18 protein-coding genes are annotated in these 21,747 nt (G+C 73.5%); 6 read left to right on the top strand and 12 right to left on the bottom strand.

What is annotated here, in order from left to right; translation table 11 throughout:
* Positions 1-3: 3 nt before the first annotated feature.
* The 10 genes from FB454_RS29555 to FB454_RS29510 form a co-directional block, all read right to left on the bottom strand.
* A complete protein-coding gene (locus FB454_RS29555; protein ID WP_013284844.1) occupies positions 4-918 on the bottom strand; it encodes a DNA-3-methyladenine glycosylase family protein in 915 nt (304 codons plus the stop codon).
* A 148-nt stretch (positions 919-1,066) separates the two neighbouring features.
* Entirely contained in the window at positions 1,067-1,726 is a 660-nt protein-coding gene (locus FB454_RS29550; protein ID WP_013284845.1) for a COG4315 family predicted lipoprotein, read from the bottom strand.
* A 205-nt stretch (positions 1,727-1,931) separates the two neighbouring features.
* Positions 1,932-2,711, bottom strand: a complete 780-nt coding sequence (locus FB454_RS29545; RefSeq protein ID WP_013284846.1) for an anti-sigma factor family protein — start codon at positions 2,709-2,711, stop codon at positions 1,932-1,934.
* A complete protein-coding gene (locus tag FB454_RS29540; protein ID WP_047893132.1) occupies positions 2,708-3,406 on the bottom strand; it encodes a sigma-70 family RNA polymerase sigma factor in 699 nt (232 codons plus the stop codon). The genes FB454_RS29545 and FB454_RS29540 overlap by 4 nt, the downstream gene beginning before the upstream one ends.
* A gap of 82 nt (positions 3,407-3,488) precedes the next feature.
* Positions 3,489-4,346 (bottom strand): spermidine synthase, encoded by an 858-nt coding sequence (locus FB454_RS29535; protein WP_013474544.1) that lies wholly within the window; start codon positions 4,344-4,346, stop codon positions 3,489-3,491.
* Positions 4,346-5,317, bottom strand: a complete 972-nt coding sequence (locus tag FB454_RS29530) for a hypothetical protein (RefSeq protein WP_013284849.1) — start codon at positions 5,315-5,317, stop codon at positions 4,346-4,348. Before FB454_RS29530 ends, FB454_RS29535 begins: the two co-directional genes overlap by 1 nt.
* Before the next feature lie 25 nt (positions 5,318-5,342).
* A complete protein-coding gene (locus tag FB454_RS29525) occupies positions 5,343-7,817 on the bottom strand; it encodes an AAA family ATPase (protein WP_145823910.1) in 2,475 nt (824 codons plus the stop codon).
* Entirely contained in the window at positions 7,817-8,965 is a 1,149-nt protein-coding gene (locus FB454_RS29520; protein WP_145823909.1) for a metallophosphoesterase family protein, read from the bottom strand. The genes FB454_RS29525 and FB454_RS29520 overlap by 1 nt, the downstream gene beginning before the upstream one ends.
* Before the next feature lie 11 nt (positions 8,966-8,976).
* On the bottom strand, positions 8,977-10,725 hold the full coding sequence (locus tag FB454_RS29515; protein WP_013474546.1) for an ATP-binding protein: 1,749 nt from the start codon (positions 10,723-10,725) through the stop codon (positions 8,977-8,979).
* Positions 10,726-11,465: 740 nt separating this feature from the next.
* A complete protein-coding gene (locus FB454_RS29510; RefSeq protein WP_145823908.1) occupies positions 11,466-12,452 on the bottom strand; it encodes a pyrimidine reductase family protein in 987 nt (328 codons plus the stop codon).
* Positions 12,453-12,602: 150 nt separating this feature from the next.
* On the opposite strand from FB454_RS29510, the gene FB454_RS29505 reads away from it, so the two are divergent.
* The 6 genes from FB454_RS29505 to FB454_RS29480 all read left to right on the top strand — a co-directional run bounded on the left by FB454_RS29505 (position 12,603) and on the right by FB454_RS29480 (position 19,398).
* Positions 12,603-13,148 (top strand): plasmid pRiA4b ORF-3 family protein, encoded by a 546-nt coding sequence (locus FB454_RS29505; RefSeq protein ID WP_041784165.1) that lies wholly within the window; start codon positions 12,603-12,605, stop codon positions 13,146-13,148.
* Between the two features lie 365 nt (positions 13,149-13,513).
* Positions 13,514-14,833: an ABC transporter substrate-binding protein gene (locus FB454_RS29500; protein ID WP_013284855.1), complete on the top strand. Its 1,320-nt coding sequence runs from the start codon at positions 13,514-13,516 to the stop codon at positions 14,831-14,833.
* A gap of 119 nt (positions 14,834-14,952) precedes the next feature.
* On the top strand, positions 14,953-15,933 hold the full coding sequence (locus FB454_RS29495) for a carbohydrate ABC transporter permease (RefSeq protein WP_013284856.1): 981 nt from the start codon (positions 14,953-14,955) through the stop codon (positions 15,931-15,933).
* A 105-nt stretch (positions 15,934-16,038) separates the two neighbouring features.
* The gene (locus tag FB454_RS29490; RefSeq protein WP_030274682.1) at positions 16,039-16,839 is read left to right on the top strand and encodes a carbohydrate ABC transporter permease; all 801 of its coding nucleotides are present in this window, start codon (positions 16,039-16,041) and stop codon (positions 16,837-16,839) included.
* Positions 16,836-18,269, top strand: a complete 1,434-nt coding sequence (locus FB454_RS29485; RefSeq protein ID WP_145823907.1) for a GH1 family beta-glucosidase — start codon at positions 16,836-16,838, stop codon at positions 18,267-18,269. Before FB454_RS29490 ends, FB454_RS29485 begins: the two co-directional genes overlap by 4 nt.
* Before the next feature lie 82 nt (positions 18,270-18,351).
* The gene (locus FB454_RS29480; protein ID WP_013284859.1) at positions 18,352-19,398 is read left to right on the top strand and encodes a LacI family DNA-binding transcriptional regulator; all 1,047 of its coding nucleotides are present in this window, start codon (positions 18,352-18,354) and stop codon (positions 19,396-19,398) included.
* 25 nt (positions 19,399-19,423) lie between these two features.
* On the opposite strand, the gene FB454_RS29475 is transcribed toward FB454_RS29480, so the two are convergent.
* The gene (locus FB454_RS29475; protein WP_145823906.1) at positions 19,424-20,635 is read right to left on the bottom strand and encodes an acyl-CoA dehydrogenase family protein; all 1,212 of its coding nucleotides are present in this window, start codon (positions 20,633-20,635) and stop codon (positions 19,424-19,426) included.
* Positions 20,636-21,709 carry a phosphotransferase family protein gene (locus FB454_RS29470; protein WP_013284861.1) on the bottom strand — a complete coding sequence of 358 codons (1,074 nt, stop codon included), beginning with the start codon at positions 21,707-21,709 and terminating at the stop codon, positions 20,636-20,638. It lies immediately after the preceding gene.
* Positions 21,710-21,747 lie beyond the last annotated feature (38 nt).

Raw genomic sequence — 21,747 nt, 5'->3', positions numbered from 1 at the left:
CGGTCAGTAGCGGGCGAAGGAGCGGATCGGGGCGCGCGGGCCGTACTTCGGGGCCTGGACGCCTGCCGCCTCCAGCAGCACGCACACCCGGCCGCGGTGCCCCCGGAACGGCTCCAGCAGCGCCAGCATCCGGGCGTCGTCGCCGCGCGCCTCACCGGCCAGCGCCCACGCCACGGTGTTCGGCACGTGGTAGTCGCCGACGCTCACCGCGTCCGCGTCGCCGTACGCGATCCGCACCACCTCGGCAGCGGTCCACGGCCCGATGCCGGGGATGGCGGTGAGCCGCCGGGTGGCCTCCGCCGAGTCGGCGCAGCGTTCCAGCCGGTCCGCGACGGCCGCCGCGCGGCGCAGCGTGTCGGCGCGCCGCTGCTCGACCCCGAACGGGTGGAACACCCAGTACGGCGTGGCCGCCACCGCGGCGGGCTCCGGCGGCAGCAGCAGTGGTTGCAGCGGGCCGGGCGCCGGTTCCCGGAAGTGCCGCACTGTGGCGGCGTACGCCCGGTACGCCTCCTTGCCGGTGACCTTCTGCTCGAAGACCGCCCGCAGCAGCCGGGGGAAGATCTGGCCGGTGGCGGGCATCCGCAGCCCGTGGTGCGTGTGGGCCAGGCGGGCCACCAGCGGGTGCGTACCGGCGAGCGCGGCGAACCCGGTCAGGTCGTCGCAGAGCCCGGCGATCCGGTCGGCCCGGTCGACCACCCAGGCCGCGCCGGGGCCGTACCCCTCGGCCAGCAGGTCGCCGGCGGACGGGCGCAGCGCCAGCGTGGCCGGGCCGTCCGGGGTGCGGGTGGCCCACCAGAACGTGCCGGCGGCGATCCGCGCACACGGGTCGTACGGGCTGAACGTGAGCGCCCGCACCGACGGGGCCAGGCGGTAGCCGGCCGGCGGGCGCAGCGTACGGCGGGCGTCGGGCGAGGTCACCAGGCCACTCTGCCACGCGGCCCGGCCGTGACGCCGGGCACGCCTGGCCGGGAGGCGGGCCGATGCCGGTGCGGCCCGCCTCCCGGGGTTCGCGACGGTGACCGGCCGCGCCCTCCCCGGCGGCGACCGGTCACCGTGTCCTGCGGTGTCAGTACGAGTAGTCCGAGCCGCCGCCGGAGCTGTCCGAGCTGCCCGCCGCGGGCGGCACGACCGCCTTGGGCGTGCCGGTCGGCAGGCAGGTCAGGTTCTTCTTGCCGTTCGGGTCGACCACGAACCAGGTGCCGCCGACGCCCTGGCCCTTCCACTGGCCGGGCTTCTTGTCGCCGATGTAGCGGTAGACCGGCCAGCCGCCGATGGTGAGCTGCCGGGTGCCGTCCTGACGGGTGATGGTGCCGACCTTGTCGTCGGAGACGCCACGCAGCTGCGGGTTGCCGTCGGTGAGCGACGGCGGCCACACCTCGGCGCACTTGTCCACGCAGTTGGACTGCGGCGGGTCGTCGGAGTCCTTGTCGAACCGGTACAGCACCCAGCCGTCCTGGTCGGTGACGACGCGGCCCATCCGCGGCAGCTTCTTGCCGACCAGCTCGTCGGTGATCTTCACGTTGGCCGGGGGCGCCTTGTCCGCGACCGGCTCCTCCTCGGGAGCCGCCGACGCCTCCGGTTCGGCCGCCGCGGTGGGTTCGGCCGCGGCGACGGCGACCGGCTCGGCCGCGCCCGAGTTCGCCCCGTTGTAGCCCGCTGGGGCGCAGGCCGTAAGTGCGACCATCGCGCTCGCGACGATGACGGTCGTCCGCTTGTGGTGTGCCACGTGCCCTCCTCGTTCTTGGCAGTTCGCCGAGTAGTACGGGCGCGGTGCTGTCAAGGTTGAACCCGCAAGGGTGGCACATTTCACAGTGGACCGATTGAACCGATGGAAGCCGGCATGCGTGCGTCAGCACGAGGGGGTCCGCCGGCCCGGGCACGACGCGACGGCGCCGGGTGGCTCAGCCACCCGGCGCCGTCGGCACACCAGATCAGATGTCGTCCACCGTCACCAGCGTGCTGGCCACGCCGTTCGCGTCGACCGACTGCACCTGGAGCTTGTCGATGTCGCGCACCGGGGCCGAGGTGGACGCGCTCAGCTCCAGCGGAAGCTGGTTCTGGTTCGTCCCGTAGCCGCCGACCGGCACCGACCAGGTGGAGATCACCTCGCTCGTGGCGTTCTTGCGGACCACCACCAGCCGGCACGTGCGCGGCCCCGGCAGACGGCTGAGCTGCACCGCGATCTGCGTGCCGTACTCCTTGCGGGCCAGCCACATCGTGGTCTGCACGCCGGTCCCCGGGTCGGTCGCGTTGTGCTGGTCGCCCTCGATGTCCTCTTTCCCGCCGACGCCCGGGTCGTTCGGGTTGCCCGGCTCGCCGCTCGGCGCCACGCTCGGCGCGGCCTGCGTCGGCCCGGCCTGCGGCGGCGCCGGATCGTCGCCGAGCATCCCGGCCGCCGCCGCGCTCGCGCCGCCGAACACCACCACGGCCGCCGCCGTCGCCAGCAACTGCCGCACCCGGGTACGACGGCGGTCCCGCCGTACCGCCATCAGTGTCCGGTCCAGCAGCGCCGGATCGGTGTGCGTCTGCTCCAGCGCGGCCATCGCCTCGCCGTCGATGCCGGAGAGCAGTCCCACCACCGGGACCATCGTCTCCAGTTCCGCCGCGCAGGCCCAGCAGGTGGCCAGGTGCTCCTCGAACCGCTCCGCGTCCTGCGCGTCCAGTACGCCGAGCGCGTACGCGGCGACGTCCATGTGATCGGCCCGGCTCATTCGGTCACCCCCCTCTCCTGCAGAGCCGTGCGCAACGCGCGCAGCGCGTAGTAGACCCGTGACTTGGCGGTACCGAGCGGGAGCCCCAGCTCCTCGGCCGCCTCCGGCACGGTGCGCCCCCGGAAGTAGGTCGCCACCAGGATCTCCCGGTGCGACTGGCTCAGCGTACGCAGCGCGTCCGCTACGGTCATCGTGCGCAGCACCCGGTCGGTGCTGTCCGACTCGGCGAACATGGTCAGATCCCGGTCGTAAGTCTCGGGTGGGCGGGCCTGCTCACTGCGGTGCTCGTCGATGGCGATCCGCCGGGCCACAGTGACGAGCCAGGGGCGCAGCGAGCCCTGGCCCTGCACGCCGAGCCGGTGCGCGTTGCGCCAGGCCCGCAGCAGCGTCTCCTGCACGATGTCCTCGGCGCGCTGCCGGTCCCCGCCGGTCAGCCGCATCACGAACATCAGCAGCGGGCCGGCGTGCTCGGCGTACAGCAGGCGGATCAACTGGTCGGAGTGGCTGGCCTCGGCGGAGGTCGCCTGGTGGCGTCCGGGAGCGGGTCGCGGCGGCACCGGGTCATTCTGGCGATCGGCAGACCGGGCGTCGACCCCCCGGCCCGAACGCGAGGCGCGCGAGTGTGGTTGTGCCCGGGCGAACATCCACTCGGGCCGCGCCACCTCGCCGTGCCAGCCGGCCGCCACCGCATGCATGCAGACCTCCGCTGTCCAATGACATCAGCCGGCCCCCCACGGGCATGGCCGCCCGGGGATACGCAGCGATCAGCCGATCGGATCAACGTTTGACCGAAAAAATTCCCGGCGGTGGGGGAGTGGAGTCGACGGCGTCCGCGTCGTGGACCACCGCCGCGCCGCCGGTGAACCGGTCCAGCTCGGCACCGGCCAGCACCCGGCCGGGGAACCAGTCACCCGCCGCCCGCCGGGTCAGCTCCGGCACCGGCGGTTCCACCCGGGACGCCACCAGCACCAGGTTGCCGTAGCGCCGGCCGCGCAGCACCGCCGCGTCGCCGACCAGGCAGGCCCGGGGCAGCACGGTACGCACCGTCGCGACCTGGGCGCGGGCGTGCCGCAGCGGCGGGCCGTCGGCCACGTTCGCCAGGTAGCTGCCGCCGGGCGCGAGCACCCGGGCCACCTCGGCGGCGTACTCCACCGAGGTCAGATGCGCGGGGGTACGGGCGCCGGCGAACACGTCGGCCACGATCACGTCGTATGCGCCGTCCCGGCTCGACGTCAGCGTCGCCCGCGCGTCGGCCACCCGGACCTTCAGGCGCGGATCCGACGGCCAGGGCAGCTCGCGGCGGACCAGCTCCACCAGCGCGCCGTCCACCTCGGACACCCGCTGCGTCGAACCGGGCCGGGTGGCCTGCACGTAGCGGGGCAGGGTCAGCGCGCCGCCACCCAGGTGCAGCACCCGCAGCGGTGTCCCGGCCGGCGCCACCAGGTCCAGCGCGGCGGCCAGCCGCCGGACGTACTCGAACTCCAGGTGCGACGGGTCGTCGAGGTCCACATGCGACTGCGGCGCGCCGTCGAGCAGCAGCGTCCAGGAGCCCGGACGGTCGGCGTCCGGCACCAGCTCGGCCCGGCCGGTGTCGACGTCGGCCGTCACCCGGTCGGAGTCGCGTCGCCGGCCCATCAGCGCCGCATCCCGCGCGCCGCGGCGGTGAGCACCCGGTGCAGCAGCCGCGCATCGCCGAGCATCCCGCGCAGGCGGCGTTCCAGCCCGGCGATCGGCACCAGGTTCTGCGGGGCGCGCGGATCCTTGTACGGGGTGGAGGCGAACCGGGGCAGCGTCACCAGCGACAGGTCGGCCAGCGCGATCGCCTCCGGCACGGTCAGGTCGGCGGAGCACTCCACCCGCACGATGCCCGCCCAGGGCGCGCCGGCGCGCACCGGCAGCCGCAGATACCACGACCAGCCGCCCCAGGCCGTGCCCAGCCGGAACACCGGGCAGCGCTCGCCCGGCGCCAGCCCGGTCACCACAGCGGTGAGCCGGGCGTCCAGGTACTGGCTGTGCTGCGTCTTGATGTACCCGAGCGTGCGCGGCAGGTTCCGCCGGCTGCGCAGCGGGCCGTCCACCACCAGCAGGTCGCCGTCGGTGCGTACCGCGTCGGAGACGGCCACCTCCAGCGCGGTCAGCGGCGCCTGCACCGCCGCGGGCAGCTTGCTCAGCTCACCGGTGCCGCTGACCCGGTGCACCGGGTAGCGGACCGTCCCGGCGACCACGTCCTGCGCCGACGGGCTCGCCGTGAACAGGCCACGGCCCACCCGGGAACCGGCCATCTCGGCGGCGCCCCGGTCGAGGTCGCAGCGGACCACACCGGCCGCGTACGAGGCGGCGATGCCGGGGAACGAACCGCCGTCCTCCTCGGCCGTCCAGACGCTGGCGTCGATCCGGCGTACCCCGTCGACGAGCAGCACCACGTCCGGCGCCCGCACGCCCGCGCGCGGGCCGATCGCCCGCCAGTCGGTGGCCGGCAGTTCGACGTCGGCGTCGACCTGCGCGCTGCTCGGCGCGGCCGGCCCGGAGCCGCCGGCCGCCTCGAACGACGCGCCGTACGACGGATCCCACGCGTCGACGAAGAACGCCGGCGACGGCCCGGTCACGCGGCGCTCCGCCGGCCCGTGCCGGTCACAGGCCGGTCCGTTCCACCCGGGCCGTCCGCGCGTCCTTGCGGACCTCGAACCGGACCGGGATGCGCTCGGCCAGCGCCGGCACGTGGGTGACCACGCCGACCATCCGGTCGCCCCGGGCGGCCAGGTTCTCCAGCGTCGCCGCGACCGTGTCGAGCGTCGCCGCGTCGAGCGTGCCGAAACCCTCGTCCAGGACGATCGACTCCAGGCTCGCGGCGGTGGTGGACATGCCGGCGAGCTGCTCGGACAGCGCCAGCGCCAACGCCAGCGACGCCTGGAACGTCTCCCCGCCGGACAGCGTGCGCACCCCGCGCCGCAGCCCGGCGTCGTGGTGGTCGACCACGAAGAACTCACCCTTGTCGTGCACCAGGTCGTACTGCCCGCCGGACAGCTCCCGCAGGATCCCCGACGCGCCGTCGACCAGCAGGTCCAGCGCCTCGGTGAGCAGCCAGCGCTCGAAGTTGTTGGCCCGCAGGTGCGAGGCGAGCGCCCGCGCCACCCGGGCCTCGTGCTCGTGCCCGGCCCGCTGCTCCCGCAGCCCGGCGGCCTGCTCGCGGCGCTCGTCGAGCCGGCGCAACTCCGCCTCGGCCCGCTCCACCGCCACCGCCACGTCGCGCGGCGCGTCCTGGGGGGCGTCCAGCCCCGCCGCGGTGAACAACGCGGCGATCCCGTCGGCGACCTCGGCCGCGGCCCGCTGCGCCGCCTCCACCGAGTCGGCCAGCCCGTCCCGTTCCGCGCGCCGCGCCTGCGCCTGCTCGCCCGCCCAGCCGGCCAGCGCCGCCCACGCCGCCGCCACGTCGTCCCGGTCGGCGGCCGGCGGCCCGAACCGGGCCAGCCCGTCGCGTACCGCGTCGAAGTCACGCCAGGCCCGGCGCAGCCGCTCCTGCGCGGCGTCGAGCGCGCCCCGCGCCCGCCGGGCCGCCTCCCGGCCGGCCCGCACCGCGCCCGCCGCCTCCTCCAGTGCCGTCCGCAGCCGCGCGTGCTCGGCCAGCGACTCGCGCAGCCGCTCCGGCGCGGGCGCGTCCGTGAGCTGCTCGTCCAGCTCGGCCAGGCGCGCGCCGAACTGGTCGTGCTGGGTCCGGGCGCGCAGCAGCACCCGGTCGGAGTCACGGGCCGCGGTGTCGCGTTCCTGCACCACCCGCTTGGCCGCCTCGCTCGCCGCGCGCGCGGCCTTGCCCGCCTCGATCGCCCGGCTCACCGCCGAACCCTTCGGCACCGCCGGCACCGCGGTGACGGTCTGCTCGCACACCGGGCACGGCGCGCCGCCGACCAGGTGCGCCCGCAGCGCCACCGCCTGGTCGGCGGCCTTCGCGTCCTCGTGCGCGCGGAACGCCGACTCCAGCTCCGTCTCGGCCCGCTGCGCGTCCGCCCGCGCCGCCGCCAGCGCCTCCACCGCCGCCTCGTGCTCGGTCCGCGCCGCGTCCACCGCCGCGCGGACCGTCGCCGCCTCCGCGGTCAGCCGGTCCCGGTCCGCGTACGCCTTCAGGTGCAGCCGCAGCGCGCTCTCGTCACCGGCGGCGGCCAGCTCCCCGCGCAGCTTCTCCTCGCGCTCCTCGGCCAGCCCGACCGCGGCCGCCGCCTCGTCGGCGGCGACCCGGGCCTGCGCCACCGCCCGCGCCAGCTCGGCGGTGCCGTCCGGCGGCCGCACCCCGGCCAGCACACCCAGCTCGGCGTCGAGGGCGGCAAGCGCCGCGGCCCGCTCACCCGCCGTCGCACGGGCCCGCTCCCATTCGGGTACGGCGGCAGCGACCGCTGCGGCCAGTTCCCGCATCGCGTCCACCCGCTCCCGGGCGGCGGCCAGACTCTCGTCGTCGACGTCGGCGAGCCCGCCGAGCATCTTGTCGACAGTCTCCAGCTTCGCCTCGGCCTGCCCGGCCCGCTCGACCGCCTTCTTCTGCACCGACTCGTAGACGCCCAGCCCGAGCAGGTTCACCAGGATCTGCTGGCGGGTGGCCGGCTTGGCGTGCAGGAAGTCGGCGAACTGTCCCTGCGGCAGCACCACGCACGAGGTGAACTGCTCGTACGGCAGCCCCACCGCGTCCAGCACCGCCTGCTCCATCTCGGCCGGGGTGCCCGCCACCACCTCGCCCAGATCGTCCGGGCTGAGCCCGGTGTCGAGCTTGGTGACGTCGAACCCCGGCGGCATGAGCTGCAGACCGGCGTTCGCGGTCTTCACAGTGCCCCGGCCGTCGCGGCGCACCACCCGGGTCGCCACGTAGCGGTCCCCGGCGGACTCGAAGACCAGCCGGACCCGCGCCTCGGTCGCCGACGGCGCCAGCGCGTTCGCCAGCCCCCGGGCGCCGCCCCAGCGCGGCACCGTCCCGTAGAGGGCGAAACAGATCGCGTCGAGCACCGTCGACTTGCCCGAACCGGTCGGCCCGACCAGCGCGAAGAAGTCCGCGTCGGTGAAGTCGACAGTCGTCTCGTCGCGGAACACCGTGAACCCGGCCATGTCCAGCCGCATCGGCCGCATCAGTGCTCCACCTCCTCGAGCAGCTCGTCGAAGAGTTCCCGGACACCCTCGTCGGCGTGCCCGCGGCTGTCCAGGTAGTCGCCGAACAACTCGCCCGGCGACCGGCCGGCCCGCTGAGCCGTCCGTGTCCCGCTGCCCGGAGCGGGCACCAGCTCCGGATCGATCCGGATCTCCAGCGCCCGGGGCAGCAGCTCCTGCACGTCCTCGCGCAGCCCGGCCCGGGGCTGCTCCCGGACGTAGACGCGCAGCCAGCCCTCCGGCGCCTCGATCTCGGCGAGCTGCGCGAGCGTGCCGCGTACCGTGCGCAGCGGCACCGCGCCCGGCACCGGCACCTCGCGGATACGGGCGGCGGTGGTGGCTGTCACCTCCACGATCGTCACCGAGCCGACGTTCTCCTGCTCGCCGAAGTCGACGGCGAGCGGACTGCCGCTGTAGCGGATCGGGCACGGGCCGATGACCCGCTGCGAGCGGTGCAGGTGACCCAGCGCCACGTAGTGCGCGTTGCCGGGGAAGACTGTCGCCGGAACCGCGTATCCGAGCACCGTGTGCGCGTCCCGCTCACCGCCGCCGGTGCTCGCCCCGACCACAGTCAGGTGCGCCGTCACCAGGTGCACGCGGTCCGGCTCGGTGAACCCCTCGGCGAGCCGGTCCAGCACCCGCCCCAGGTGGTCGGCGTACGTCTGGTTGGCCTCGGCCGGGGTGAGCGTGTACATCTCCACCGCGCGCACCGCGTACCGCTGGGACAGGAACGGCAGCGCGGCGAGCCGCCAGCGCTCCCCGCCGGCGGTGACCCCGTCGACGACGTGCTCGTCCGGGTTCTCCCGGACGCTGCCGCGCAGCGTGATCCCGGCGGCCTCGGCCCACGGCCGCAGCGCGTCCAGCGCCGCGCCGTTGTCGTGGTTGCCGCCGATCGCCACCACGTCGGCCCCGGTTCGCCGCAGCGCGGTCAGCGCCCGGGTGACCAGCCGGGTCGCCTCCGGGGTCGGCGCGGCGGTGTCGTACAGGTCACCGGCGACGATCACCAGGTCGGGCCGCTCACGCTGGGCGATGTCGATGACCTGGGCGAGGACCTGCTTGTGCTCCTCGGCCCGGGACTGCCCCTTGAGGACCTTGCCGACGTGCCAGTCCGAGGTGTGCAGGATCTTCATCTGGGTGCCGCCTAGAACGGGATGTCGTCGTCGGAGGAGCCGGAGCCGACCACCGCGAACGGATCGGCGGCCTGCGTGATCGACCGTAGCGTCTCCGAGGGCGCGCGGCCCGCCTCCGAGACCCGGGTGGCCCACGCCGGGAACGGGAACTCCAGGCAGAGCGGCACCGGGATGTCCGGCTGGTTGACGAACATCGTGCCCGGCTTGGCCAGCAGCGCCCGCTGCCGCTGGGCGGGCGGCAGGAAGCCGTACTCCGGGCGGGACGCCTCGGCCGGGTCGAGCCGGCCCACCACCCGGATCGCCGAGTTGGTGACGATCCGCCGTTCCACCTCGCTGGCGGTCTGCTGCGCGCCGACCAGGATCACGCCCAGTGAGCGGCCCCGCTCGGCGATGTCGAGCAGCACCTCCTTGATCGGCGACGAGCCCTCCCGTGGCGCGTACTTGTTCAGCTCGTCGAGCACGACGAACAGCAGCGGCTTGGCGGTGCCGGCCTTCTCCTTGCGCTCGAACTCGCTCTTGAGCGTCACGCCGACCACGAACCGCTGCGCGCGATCCGGCAGGTTGTGCAGGTCGACCACTGTGACCTGGGCGCTCTCCGCCGTGTTGATCGAGTGCGGGCGGCGCATCGCCAGGTCGCCCCGGATGAGCCGGCCCAGGTCCTTCTTGCTGCCGATGAGCCGGCGGGCGAACGCGTTGACGGTGCCCAGCCCGACCGCGCTGCCCGCCCACTCGCCGCGTGTCTCGTCGTCGTTGAGCTGCTCGACCACGTGGTCGACCAGATCGGCGTACGAGCCGAGCCGCACCCCGTCGATGCTCACCCCGCCGTCGGCCGGCTGGGCGTAGCGGGCCAGGTGCGCGGCGACCGAGTGGACCACCATCGTGTACTGCTGGCGCTCGTCGTCCGCGTCGGCGAACACGTACGGCAGGAGCCGGTCGGCGCAGAACTCGGTCAGCGTCCAGTAGAAGCTGTCCACGCCGGTGAGCCGGCTGCTCACATCCGGCGTGCCGGAGGAGTCGCCGACCCGCGGCGGGGCGTACACCCGCACGTCCGGGAACGCCCCGGCGTCCAGGCCCAGCTTCGCGTACGCGGCCCGGGTCGGGTCGTCGAGCCGGCTGTTCGGGTGGTCGAGGAAGAGCAGGTCCTCGCCCTTCACGTTGAAGATCAGCGCCTTGGCGTTCACGGCGTCGCCGCCCAGCACGCCGGAGCGGAACACCGAGTAGAGCAGGAATGTGGCGAAGCTGGTCTTGGTGGCGACACCGGAGATGCCGGAGATCGACACGTGCGCGCCGCGGGTGCCGTCGAGGAAGTCGGCGTTGAGGTAGACCGGCACGCCGTCGCGGCCCATCCCCATCGGGATCCGCCGCTCCATCCGGTCGAAGTGCAGCGCCCGCGCCCGCGCGTCACCCTCGGCCCGGTGCACCACCGCGCCCGGCGTGGGCGGCACGTAGAACTCCGGGTCGACCCGCGTGGTGGTCACCTCGGCCGCCTCCTGCACCTGCGCCGGCAGCGTGCCGTCGGCGATGGCGAAGACGTCGGAGTCGAACTGCGCCCCCTCGTGCCGGGCGCGCACCTGGGTCACCACCCCGGCGATCGTCACCGGCTCACGGTCGGGCAGGTCGCGACGGGTCACCACCACGTCGTCGAGTTGCAGGTAGCTGCCCGGCGCGACGGCGGTCCAGAAGGTGAGCGGGGTGGCGTCGGCGGTGCCGAGCACCCGGCCGACACCCTCGCCGGGCCCGTCGAGCTGATCGTCGGTCATCGGCGGTCTCCGGTCGGCTGGTCGTACCGTTGGCGGTGCACGTCGTGCATCCTGCCCGAGGGATGCGACAGGTTGCCACGCGACGCGGCGGACGCCACGTCACCCGTGCGCCGAACGGTAGCCACCCGAATCCGCCCGATCACGATGCGTGCCTTTCCTCCACGTTCACCCCTCCGCCGCCCGCCGCCCCGCCCGCAGCCCGTCGGGCCGCCCCGCCCGCAGCCTGCCGCGCCGCCCGCCGCCCGCCGCTGCGGGCCGTCTGCCGCGCCAACGCTGCCGGCTCCCGGGCGGCCCGCCCGATAACCGCCAGCGATGCCGTCGGGTGGCCGAGATGCGGCCCGGCCCGGCCCGGCCCGGCCCGGCGCGGCCCGGCCCGGCCGCTCGGTGGAACACCACGGGTGCCTCCGCAGGCCGATGACACCCATGGCGTTCCACCCGTCGCCTGCCCACCCCGAACTCGCCGTTTCCGGTTTGCGCGTCCCGAGCCGCGGGAGTCGTGTCCCACGTGTCAGGACGACGCGGAGATATTGGTACGAAAGGGCCCCTCTAGGGGCCGTTTGATACCAAGATCTCGCGTGCCGCGTGCCGCGTGCCGCGTGCCGCGTGCCGCGTGCCGCGTGCCGCGTGCCGCGTGCCGCGTGCCGCGTGCCGCGTGCCGCGTGCCGCGTCAGGCGGCAAGGGTGGCGCCAACGCGTGGTGCGCGTCGGGGGTTGTGGGGCGTGCCGCGTGCCGCGAGCGGGTCAGGCGGCGGGGGCGGCACCGGCGGGCGGGGTCTCGGCGGGGTCGCGGGCGTAGCGCAGCATCAGCACGCCGTCGCCGGCGGCCAGCACGTGCCGCAGCGGCAGGTGACGCGGGACGCTGGCGTCTCCGGCGGTGATCCGGCCCGGCCCGGCGCCGGCGAGCAGCGGCGCCACGGTCAGGCACAGTTCGTCGACCAGGTCGGCGGCGGTGAGCGCGCCGAACAGGTGCGGGCCGCCCTCGCAGAGCAGTTGGCCGAGCCCGCGCCGACGCAACTCGGCCAAGCCGGCGACGAGATCGACCCGCCCGGCGCCGCGAATCCGCCCGGCACCACCGGTCCGCCCGGAGCCGTCGGCCCGGCCGCTGCCGTCGGACTGACCGGCGCCGCCGATCCGCCCGGTCCCGTCGGTCGGGCCGCTGCCGTCGACCCGTCCGGCACCGTCGTCGGGCTGCCCGGCGCCACCAGGCTGCCCGGTGCCGTCGGCCTGCCCAGCGTCGTCGGCCGTGTCGGTGCCGCAGCGGATCACGTCGGCGACGTCGGCCAGCCCGGGCGGCGGTACGGCGTCGGCGTGGGTGAGCACGATCGGCCGGACCGGGGCGTCTGCGAACGCGGCCTGCGCCGGGTCGAGGTCGAGCGAACCGGAGACGACCACCAGCGTGGGGAACTCGGCCAGCCCCTGCTCGCGGCGCCAGGCCCGGCGTTCCGGGCTCAGCCGGACCGCCCGGTAGCCCTCGTGCCGCAGTGTGCCGGCGGCCACCACGAGACCGTCGCAGAGCATCCGCAGCAGGCCGAAGACCCGCTTGTCCGGCTCGCCGGAGAGCCCGGCCGAGTATCCGTCCAGAGTGACCGCGCCGTCGGCGCTGGCGACGAAGTTGACCCGCAGGTGCGGGCCGGCCGTCCGGCCGTAGAGCGCGGTGAGCTGCGGATCGGTGAGCGCACCGGTGACGGGTGCGGGCCAGATCCGTTCGATCGGGGTTCCGGCGGTCATTCGCCGGCCGGACCGGTGACCGGAGGGGTGGGTTCGGGGGTACGGTGCTGGCAGTCGCACCACTTCCGGCCAGGACAGTCGTCGTGCCGCCGTTCCCGGCAGGCTCGGCAGATCATGCAGGCAGCCTATGCCCAGGAAGGATGGGACGTCGTGTCGCGTCAGATCTTCCAGCTCATGGTGTCGCTGGCCGGCGTCCGGCCGCCGGTGTGGCGGCGGGTGCTGGTGCCCGGCGGCTACACGCTGGACCGGCTGCACCGGGTGATCCAGCACGCGATGGGCTGGCGCGACTGCCACCTGCACTCGTTCGACGTGGACGGCCGGCAGTACGGCGAGCCCGACCCGGACGGCGAGCTGGCGCTGCGCGACGAGCTGGACGTCCGGCTGGATGCGCTCGTGGGCAAGGGCGACCGGTTCCGCTACACGTACGACTTCGGTGACTGGTGGGAGCACGACCTGGTGGTGGAGGACTGCTGCGCCGCCGACCCGGACGAGCGCTACCCGCTGTGCCTGGACGGGGAGCGGGCCTGCCCGCCGGAGGACGTGGGCGGTCCGGGCGGGTACGCGGTCCTGCTGGCCGCGCTCGCCGATCCCGCGCATCCGGAGCATCCGACCATGCGGGAGTGGGCCGGCCCGGCGTTCGATCCGGGCGTGTTCGACCCGGACCGCGCCACCGTCCTGCTGCGCCGCTGCTGCTGACCCGATCCCTCGCGCCGCCGACCGCGCGGCCAACTGCACCGCCGAACCGCGCGACCACTGCACCGCCGACCGCACGACCAGCCGGGCCACCGACCGCGCGCACCTGCCGCGTCACCGACCGCGCGACCCGCGGCACCACCGCCGCACCGCTGACCGCGCGGTCCCCGCGCAGGGGCCGCACGCCGACGCGGTAACGAAATGGGAACGCTCCCAACGGTCTATTGACACCCCTGTCACCTCCCGGCAACCTCATGGGAGCGCTCCCGAGAGTGGTGCGGATCTCCCTCCTGCCCGCTCCGGCCCGCGCGAAACGCACCCCCCACCACACAGCAGATATCGCCTCACCACCGAAAGAGGGGTCTCGGATGAGCGTCCCAATCCGTCGTCGGCGGTTCGCGGCCATCGCGCTCGCGTCCGTCGTCGTGCTCGGCACCACCGCCGCCTGCGGCGACGACTCGGACAGCGGCGACAGCGGCAGCGGCGGCGGCCCGGTCACCCTGGTCGTCGACGTCTTCGGCGACCAGGGCTTCGGCTACGAAGAGCTGTACAAGCAGTACGAAGCGGAGCACCCGAACGTCAAGATCCAGGAGCGGGGCAAGGGCCTCGGTCTCGGTGACTACAACACCCGTCTGACCCAGCAGATCACCGCGGGCTCGGGTGCCGGCGACGTGGTGGCCCTGGAAGAGGGCACCATCGTCCAGTTCTACGCCCAGGCCGACAAGTTCGTGAACCTCGCCGACCACGGCGCGAACGACCTCAAGGGCAACTTCCTGCCGTGGAAGTGGGAGCAGGGCACCACCCCCGACGGCAAGGTGCTGGGCCTCGGCACCGACGTCGGCTCGATGGCGCTGTGCTACCGCAGCGACCTGTTCAAGGCCGCCGGGCTGCCCACCGACCGCGAGCAGGTCGGCGCGCTCTGGCCGACCTGGGACGAGTTCATCGCCACCGGCCAGAAGTTCGCCGCCGCCGACAAGAAGCACAAGTTCGTCGACTCGGCGACCAACTTCTACAACGTCGTGCTGATGCAGATCGCGGGCCAGGGCACCGGCTACACCTACTACGACAAGAGCAACAAGCTGGTCATCGACCAGAACCCGGACGTGCAGGCCGCGTACCAGCTCACCACCAAGATGATCGCCGCCGGGCTGTCCAACAACCTCCAGTCGTTCTCCAACGAGTGGAACGCCGGCTTCAAGAACGGCACCTTCGCCACCATCGCCTGCCCCGCCTGGATGACCGGTGTCATCAAGGGCCAGGCCGGTGACGCGGCGGCCGGCAAGTGGGACATCGCCAAGGCGCCGGGCGCCGGTGGCAACTGGGGCGGCTCCTTCCTCGGCGTGCCGAAGTCGAGCAAGCACCAGAAGGAGGCCGCGGAGCTGGCCAAGTTCCTGACCAGCGCCAAGGGCCAGATCGGCGCGTACAAGGCGGTCGGCAACCTGCCCTCGAACCCGCAGGCGCTCACCGACCCGGCCGTGGCCGACTCGACCAACGACTACTTCAGCAAGGCCCCGGTCGGCAAGATCTTCGCCGCCGGCGCCACCGACCTGAAGCCGGTCTACCTCGGCCCGAAGAACAACGCGGTCCGCACCGCCGTGGAGAACACGCTGCGCGCCGTGGAGCAGGGCAAGTCGGCCGACGAGCAGTGGCAGGCGGCCCTGAAGAACGGTGCGGCCGCCGGTAAGTGACCGGTTGAGCCGCCCGCGGGTGGCGTCGGCAGCCCTGGCTGCCGGCGCCACCCGCGGTGCCCGCAGAGTCCGGCGTCGCCCGTGTGGCGGGTGACGCCGGCCGAGGAGAAGGACTCCCCATGAGCCTCGACCTGCACGCCGCGGCGCCGCCCGAGCCCGGCGCGCCCCGCGCCGCACGGCACACACGCCGCCGCGCCGCCTCGATGACCCGGCTGGACCTGAAGTACTCGCCGTACCTGTACGTCCTGCCGTTCTTCGTGATCTTCGCCGTGTTCGGCGTGTACCCGATCGCGTACACGGTCTGGATCGCGCTGACCGACCGGTCGCCGCTGAACTCGACGATCTCCTTCGTCGGGATGGACAACTTCGTCGAACTGATCACCGAGGATCCGCAGTTCTGGAACGCGGTGGTCAACACGTTCGGCATGTTCCTGCTCTCCACAGTGCCCCAGCTGCTGCTGGCGCTGATGCTCGCCAACGCGCTGAACCGGAAGCTGCGCGCGCAGACGTTCTTCCGGATGGCCATCGCGATGCCGATCATCACCTCGACCGCTGTGGTCGCGCTGATCTTCTCGATGATCTACGCCAAGGACTTCGGCCTGGTCAACTGGCTGCTCGACAGCGTCGGCCTGGACCCGATCGACTGGCGGGCGAACCGCTTCGCCTCCTGGTTCGCCATCTCCACCATGGTCGACTGGCGCTGGGTCGGCTACAACGCGCTGATCTACCTGGCCGCCATGCAGTCGATCAGCAAGGACATGTACGAGGCCGCGGCGCTGGACGGCGCCTCCCGGCGGCGCCAGTTCTGGTCCATCACGGTCCCGCAGCTGCGCCCCACGATCATCTTCACGCTGATCATCTCCACCATCGGCGGCCTCCAGCTGTTCACCGAGCCCCTGCTGTTCACCAGCGGCTCGGGCGGTCTCTCCGGTGGTTCGGAGGGCCAGTTCCAGACCATCACGATGTACCTGCTCGACGTGATGAACCAGCGCTTCCGGTGGGGCTACGCCGGGGCGGTCGCGCTCGTGCTCTTCGTGCTCATCGCGTTGATGTCGGCGATCAACTACCTGCTCGCCCGCCGCATCAGCTCCGACAAGTGAGGTGACGAGATGACGACCACCGCCGTCCGCCCGCCCACCCGGCAGAGTCCGCCGGTCAAGACCGCCCACCGGGCCGAGCGGCTCTGGAAGGCCAGCCCGCTCACCATGATCGGCCTGATCTTCGGCGTGCTGCTGTCCCTGTTCCCGTTCTACTGGATGATCGTGATCGCCAGCCGGACGAACGACGCGGCCAACTCCTGGCCGCCGCCGTTCCTGCCCGGCGGCAAGCTCGGCGAGAACATCGAGCGGGTGCTCGCCAACAGCGACGCCAACATCGTCAAGGGCCTGATGAACTCGTTCCTGGTCTCCGGGACGATCACCGTCGCGACCGTGTTCTTCGGCTCGCTGGCCGGCTTCGCGTTCGCCAAGCTCCGCTTCCGGGGCAAGAACGCGCTGCTGCTGATCATCCTCACCTCGATGATGGTGCCGATCCAGCTCGGCGTGCTGCCGCTCTACATCCTGATGGCCAAGCTCGACTGGCTGAACACCATGCCGTCGGTGACCGTCCCGTTCCTGATCGGCGGCTTCGGCATCTTCATGATGCGCCAGTACGCCGAGCAGGCGGTACCGAACGAGTTGATCGAGGCCGCCCGGGTGGACGGCTGCTCGACCTGGCGGGTGTACTGGCACGTGGTGGCACCCGCGCTGCGTCCGGCCGCCGCGGTGCTGGGCCTGCTGACCTTCATGGAGCAGTGGAACCAGTTCTTCTGGCCGTTCGTGGTGCTGGCGGACCCGTCCAACCCGACCGTCCAGATCTCGCTGCGCAGCCTCAACACCGCCTACTTCGCCGACAACTCGCAGATCTTCGCCGGTACGTTGATCGCGACCCTGCCCCTGTTCGTCGTGTTCGTTCTGTTCGGCCGCCAGATCATCGGCGGCATCATGGAAGGCGCCGTCAAGTCGTGAGCAACCCAGCAAGCCCGCCCGCTGTCGGCGTCCTCGACGCCGGTCCGGCCCTCACCTTCCCATCCGACTTCCTCTGGGGCGCGGCCACCGCCGCGTACCAGATCGAGGGCGGGGCGACGGAGGGCGGCCGTGCCCCGTCGATCTGGGACACCTTCAGCCACACCGAGGGCCGGACGGTGGCCGGGCACACCGGCGACGTGGCGTGCGACCACTACCACCGGATGCCTGACGACGTGCGGCTGATGGCCGACCTGGGCCTGCGGTCGTACCGCTTCTCGGTGAGCTGGCCGCGGGTGCAGCCGGGCGGCACCGGCGGGGTCAACCAGGAGGGCATGGACTTCTACCGCCGGCTGGTCGACGAGCTGCTCGGCCACGGCATCGAGCCGTGGCTGACGCTCTACCACTGGGACATGCCGCAGCCGCTGGAGGACGCGGGCGGCTGGCCGGCCCGGGACACCGCGGCCCGCTTCGCCGAGTACGCCCACCTGGTCGCCGAGGCGCTCGGTGACCGGGTGAAGTACTTCACCACGCTGAACGAGCCGTGGTGCTCGGCGTTCCTCGGCTACGGCTCCGGCGTGCACGCGCCGGGCCGCAGGGACGGCGCGGACGCGGTCCGGGCCGGGCACCACCTGATGCTCGGTCACGGCCTGGCCGTGCAGGCGGTACGCGCGGCCCGCCCGGAGGCGCAGCTCGGCATCACCGTCAACCTGTACCCGGTGACCCCGGCGAGCGGGTCGGCGGCGGACGCCGACGCGGCCCGCCGGATCGACGCGCTGGCGAACCGGTTCTTCCTGGACCCGGTGCTGCGCGGGTCGTACCCGGCGGACCTCGTCGCGGACCTGCGTCAGGTCACCGACATGGGGCATGTGCGCGACGGTGACCTGGCGACCATCTCCACGCCGCTGGACATGGTCGGGGTCAACTACTACAGCCGGCACGTGGTGGCCGCGCCGGTCGAGGGCGCGGAGCCGGAGCCCTACTGGCGGGCGCCGTCCTGCTGGCCGGGCAGCGAGGACGTCCGGTTCGTCACCCGCGGTGTCCCGGTGACGGACATGGACTGGGAGATCGACGCCCCGGGCCTGGTGGAGACGCTGGAGCGGGTCCACCGGGAGTACACCGACCTGCCGCTCTACGTCACCGAGAACGGCTCGGCGTTCGTCGACGAGCTGGTCGACGGCCGGGTGGACGACCCGGACCGGCTGGCCTACTTCGCCGCTCACCTGCGCGCGGCGCACGCCGCGATCGAGGCCGGCGTGCCGCTCAAGGGCTACTTCGCCTGGTCGCTCCTGGACAACTTCGAGTGGGCCTGGGGTTACACGAAGCGGTTCGGCATGGTCTATGTCGACTACGACAGCCAGGCCCGGATCGCGAAGTCCAGCGCCAGGTGGTACGCCGACGTGATCCGACGCAACGGACTGCCCGCACAATAAGCTGGGCCAGCCAGTAACGGGCGGCCCGGCGCCGACGCCTCAATCGGTGCCGGGTCCGCCCGACCGTCGGAGGAGCACAACGATGACAACGCAGCGCACCCGCTCGCTCGGGCGTCCGACCCTCGACGCGGTCGCGGCCCGCGCCGGCGTCGGGCGCGGCACGGTCTCCCGCGTGGTCAACGGCTCGCCGCAGGTCAGTCCGGAGGCCCGGGCCGCCGTCCAGCAGGCCATCGCCGAACTGGGGTACGTGCCGAACCGTGCCGCCCGTGCGCTGGTCACCCAGCGGACCGACTCGGTCGCACTGGTCGTGTCCGAGTCGGGGGAGCGGGTCTTCACCGAGCCGTTCTTCGCGGCCATCGTCCGGGGCGTCAGCTCCGGGCTGGTGGAGACGCCGATGCAGCTCTGGCTGGCCATGGTGCAGTCGCCGATCGAGCGGGAACGGGTCGAGCACCACCTGACCAACCAGCACGTGGACGGCGTACTCCTGCTGTCCCTGCACGACGCCGACCCGCTGCCCACGCTGCTGGAGGAGCGCGGCCTGCCGACGGTGCTCGGCGGCCGTCCGGCGCGGATGCTGCACCCGAACGCGCAGCCGGCGTGGTTCGTCGACATGGACAACGTCGGCGGCGCGCGGCAGGCGGTGGAGCACCTGTTCCGCCAGGGCCGCCGGCGGGTCGCGACCATCGCGGGCCCGCAGGACATGGGCGCCGGCCTGGCCCGGCTCTCCGGCTACCAGGAGGCCGTGCGCGCGGCCGGCGGCCGGGTCGACCCGGGCCTGATCGCGTACGGGGACTTCAGCGAGGGCAGCGGCACCGCTGCCATGCGCCGGCTGCTCGACGTCTGCCCGGAGCTGGACGCCGTGTTCGTGGCCTCCGACCTGATGGCCTTCGGCGCGCTGCGCGCGTTGCGCGAGGCCGGCCGCCGGGTGCCCGAGGACGTGGCGGTGATCGGCTTCGACGACGCCCCGATCGCGCGTCAGGCCGAGCCGCCGCTGACCACCGTGTTCCAGCCGGTGGAGGAGATGGGCCGGCAGATGGCCCGGCTGCTGGTGTCCCGCATCCGGGGCGAGGAGGTCCCCTCCCCGCACGTGCTGCTGGACACCGAGCTGATCCACCGGGCCTCCGGCTGACCCACCCCCGGCGACGGGGGAGCGGTCAGGACCAGCGGCGCAGTTCGCGGCGGGCCAGCGACGCGCGGTGGACCTCGTCCGGGCCGTCGGCCAGGCGCAACGTGCGGGCCTGCGCCCACAGCTCGGCCAGCGGGGTGTCCTGGCTGACCCCGGCCCCGCCGTACGCCTGGATGGCCTTGTCGATCACCCACTCGGCCATCAGCGGCGTGGCGATCTTGATGGCCTGGATCTCGCTGTGCGCGCCCTTGTTGCCGACGGTGTCCATCAGCCACGCGGTCTTGAGCACCAGCAGGCGGGCCTGCTCGATCCGGACCCGCGACTCGGCGATCCACTCGCGGACCACGCCCTGCTCGGCGAGCGGGCGGCCGAACGCGATCCGGTCGAGCACGCGCCGGCAGAGCAGCTCCAGGGCCCGCTCGGCCATGCCGACCAGGCGCATGCAGTGGTGGATCCGGCCGGGGCCGAGCCGGGCCTGGGCGATGGCGAACCCGGTGCCCTCCTCGCCGACCAGGTTGTCCACCGGCACCCGGACGTCGGTGAAGTCGATCTCGGCGTGCCCGCCGTGCGGGGCGTCGCTGTAGCCGAAGACCCGCATCCCGCGCCGTACGGTCACGCCGGGGGTGTTCCGGGGGACCAGGATCATGCTCTGCTGGCGGTGCCGGTCGGCGTCCGGGTCGGTCTTGCCCATCACGATGAAGATCTCGCAGCGCGGGTCCATCGCCCCGGACGACCACCACTTGCGGCCGTTGATCACGTAGTGGTCGCCGTCGCGGGTGATCCGGGTGGCGATGTTCGTCGCGTCGGAGGACGCCACCTCCGGCTCGGTCATGCAGAACGCGGACCGGATCTCACCGGCGAGCAGCGGCATGAGCCACTGCTTGCGCTGCTCCTCGGAGCCGAACTCGGCGAGCAGTTCCATGTTGCCGGTGTCCGGCGCGGCGCAGTTGAGCGCCTCCGGGGCCAGGTGCGGGCTGCGGCCGGTCAGCTCGGCCAGCGGCGCGTACTGGAGGTTGGTCAGCCCGGCGCCGTAGCGGGCGTCGGGCAGGAACAGGTTCCACAGCCCGCGCGCCCGCGCCTCGGCTTTGAGTTCCTCCATCACCGGCGGGCGGGCCCACGGGTCGCCGGCCGCGGCCACCTGCTCGTGGTGCACCGGCTCGGCCGGGTACACGCACTCGGTGAGGAACGCCTCCAGCCGCTGCCGCAGCTCGACCGTCCGGTCGTCGTACGCGAACTCCATCTAGCTCTCCCTCACCGCGTGCAGTCCGTGTGCCACGAGCGGCGCCACCATGTCGCCGATCCGGTCGAAGCCCTCGCCCAGCGTCTGGCCGAGCGTGTGCCGGTAGTGGATGCCCTCGCAGATCACCGCGAGCTTGAAACAGCCGAGTGCCACGTGCCAGTGCAGCGGGCCGACGTCGACGTCGCTGCGCCCGGCGTACCGCTCGATCAGCTCGGCGCCGGTCGGGAAGCCGGCGCGCGGCCCGATGCCGTCGGCGACCGGGTTGCCCTCGCCGTGGTCGCTGTCGCCGAGCACGTCCCAGTACGTCAGCAGCAGCCCGAGGTCGGCCAGCGGGTCGCCGAGCGTGGCCATCTCCCAGTCGAGCACCGCCCGCACCGCCACCGGGTCGACGGTGGCGAGCAGGTTGTCCAGCCGGTAGTCGCCGTGCACGATCCGGCCCGCGTTCGCGCCCTCGGGCACGCTGGCGGCCAGCGCGTCGCGCAGCTCGTCGATGCCGGGCAGCGGCCGGCTGCGGGACCGGTCGAGCTGGCCGGCCCAGCGGCGCACCTGCCGGGCCAGGTAGCCCTCCGGGCGGCCGAAGTCGGCCAGCCCCACCTCGGCCGGCTCGACCCGGTGCAGCGTGGCGAGCGTGTCCATCATCGCCATGGCGAGGTCACGCCGCTGGGCGGCGGTGAGCGCGTCGGTCTGCTCCCGCCGCCGGTAGACCTCGCCGTCGACCTTCGCCATCAGGTAGAACGGCGCGCCGATGACGCTCTCGTCGGCGCACAGCAGCAGCGCCTCCGGCACCGGTACGCCGGTCGGCGCGAGCGCCGAGATCACCCGGTGCTCCCGGGCCATGTCGTGCGCGGTGGCCAGCACGTGCCCGAGGGGCGGCCGGCGCAGCACCACCTCGCGGTCGCCGGCGCGCAGCAGGTAGGTGAGGTTGGACTTGCCGCCGGCGATCAGCCGCGCCGACAGCGGCCCGCTCAGGTCCGGCCGGTGGACGGCCAGGTGGGCGGCGAGCCGGTCGAGGTCGAGCCCGCGTGGGGCCGGACCGGTCGAGGGCGCGGCGACATCGGCGGCCGGATCGGTCATCCGATTAGTTGATGGCAGCTCAGCTTTGTTGTCAAGGT

This window comes from Micromonospora sp. CNZ297 (assembly GCF_007827625.1).
This window is presented reverse-complemented; position numbering and strand designations above follow the sequence as displayed.

What these genes read in the sequence shown, in the direction of transcription:
- FB454_RS29545 (WP_013284846.1), bottom strand. Translation starts at nt 2,711, where the DNA reads ATGAGCCGGGCCGATCACATGGACGTCGCCGCGTACGCGCTCGGCGTA.
- FB454_RS29540 (WP_047893132.1), bottom strand. Translation starts at nt 3,406, where the DNA reads ATGCATGCGGTGGCGGCCGGCTGGCACGGCGAGGTGGCGCGGCCCGAG.
- FB454_RS29535 (WP_013474544.1), bottom strand. Translation starts at nt 4,346, where the DNA reads ATGGGCCGGCGACGCGACTCCGACCGGGTGACGGCCGACGTCGACACC.
- FB454_RS29525 (WP_145823910.1), bottom strand. Translation starts at nt 7,817, where the DNA reads ATGCGGCCGATGCGGCTGGACATGGCCGGGTTCACGGTGTTCCGCGAC.
- FB454_RS29520 (WP_145823909.1), bottom strand. Translation starts at nt 8,965, where the DNA reads ATGAAGATCCTGCACACCTCGGACTGGCACGTCGGCAAGGTCCTCAAG.
- FB454_RS29515 (WP_013474546.1), bottom strand. Translation starts at nt 10,725, where the DNA reads ATGACCGACGATCAGCTCGACGGGCCCGGCGAGGGTGTCGGCCGGGTG.
- FB454_RS29510 (WP_145823908.1), bottom strand. Translation starts at nt 12,452, where the DNA reads ATGACCGCCGGAACCCCGATCGAACGGATCTGGCCCGCACCCGTCACC.
- FB454_RS29500 (WP_013284855.1), top strand. Translation starts at nt 13,514, where the DNA reads ATGAGCGTCCCAATCCGTCGTCGGCGGTTCGCGGCCATCGCGCTCGCG.
- FB454_RS29495 (WP_013284856.1), top strand. Translation starts at nt 14,953, where the DNA reads ATGAGCCTCGACCTGCACGCCGCGGCGCCGCCCGAGCCCGGCGCGCCC.
- FB454_RS29490 (WP_030274682.1), top strand. Translation starts at nt 16,039, where the DNA reads ATGATCGGCCTGATCTTCGGCGTGCTGCTGTCCCTGTTCCCGTTCTAC.
- FB454_RS29480 (WP_013284859.1), top strand. Translation starts at nt 18,352, where the DNA reads ATGACAACGCAGCGCACCCGCTCGCTCGGGCGTCCGACCCTCGACGCG.
- FB454_RS29475 (WP_145823906.1), bottom strand. Translation starts at nt 20,635, where the DNA reads ATGGAGTTCGCGTACGACGACCGGACGGTCGAGCTGCGGCAGCGGCTG.
- FB454_RS29470 (WP_013284861.1), bottom strand. Translation starts at nt 21,709, where the DNA reads ATGACCGATCCGGCCGCCGATGTCGCCGCGCCCTCGACCGGTCCGGCC.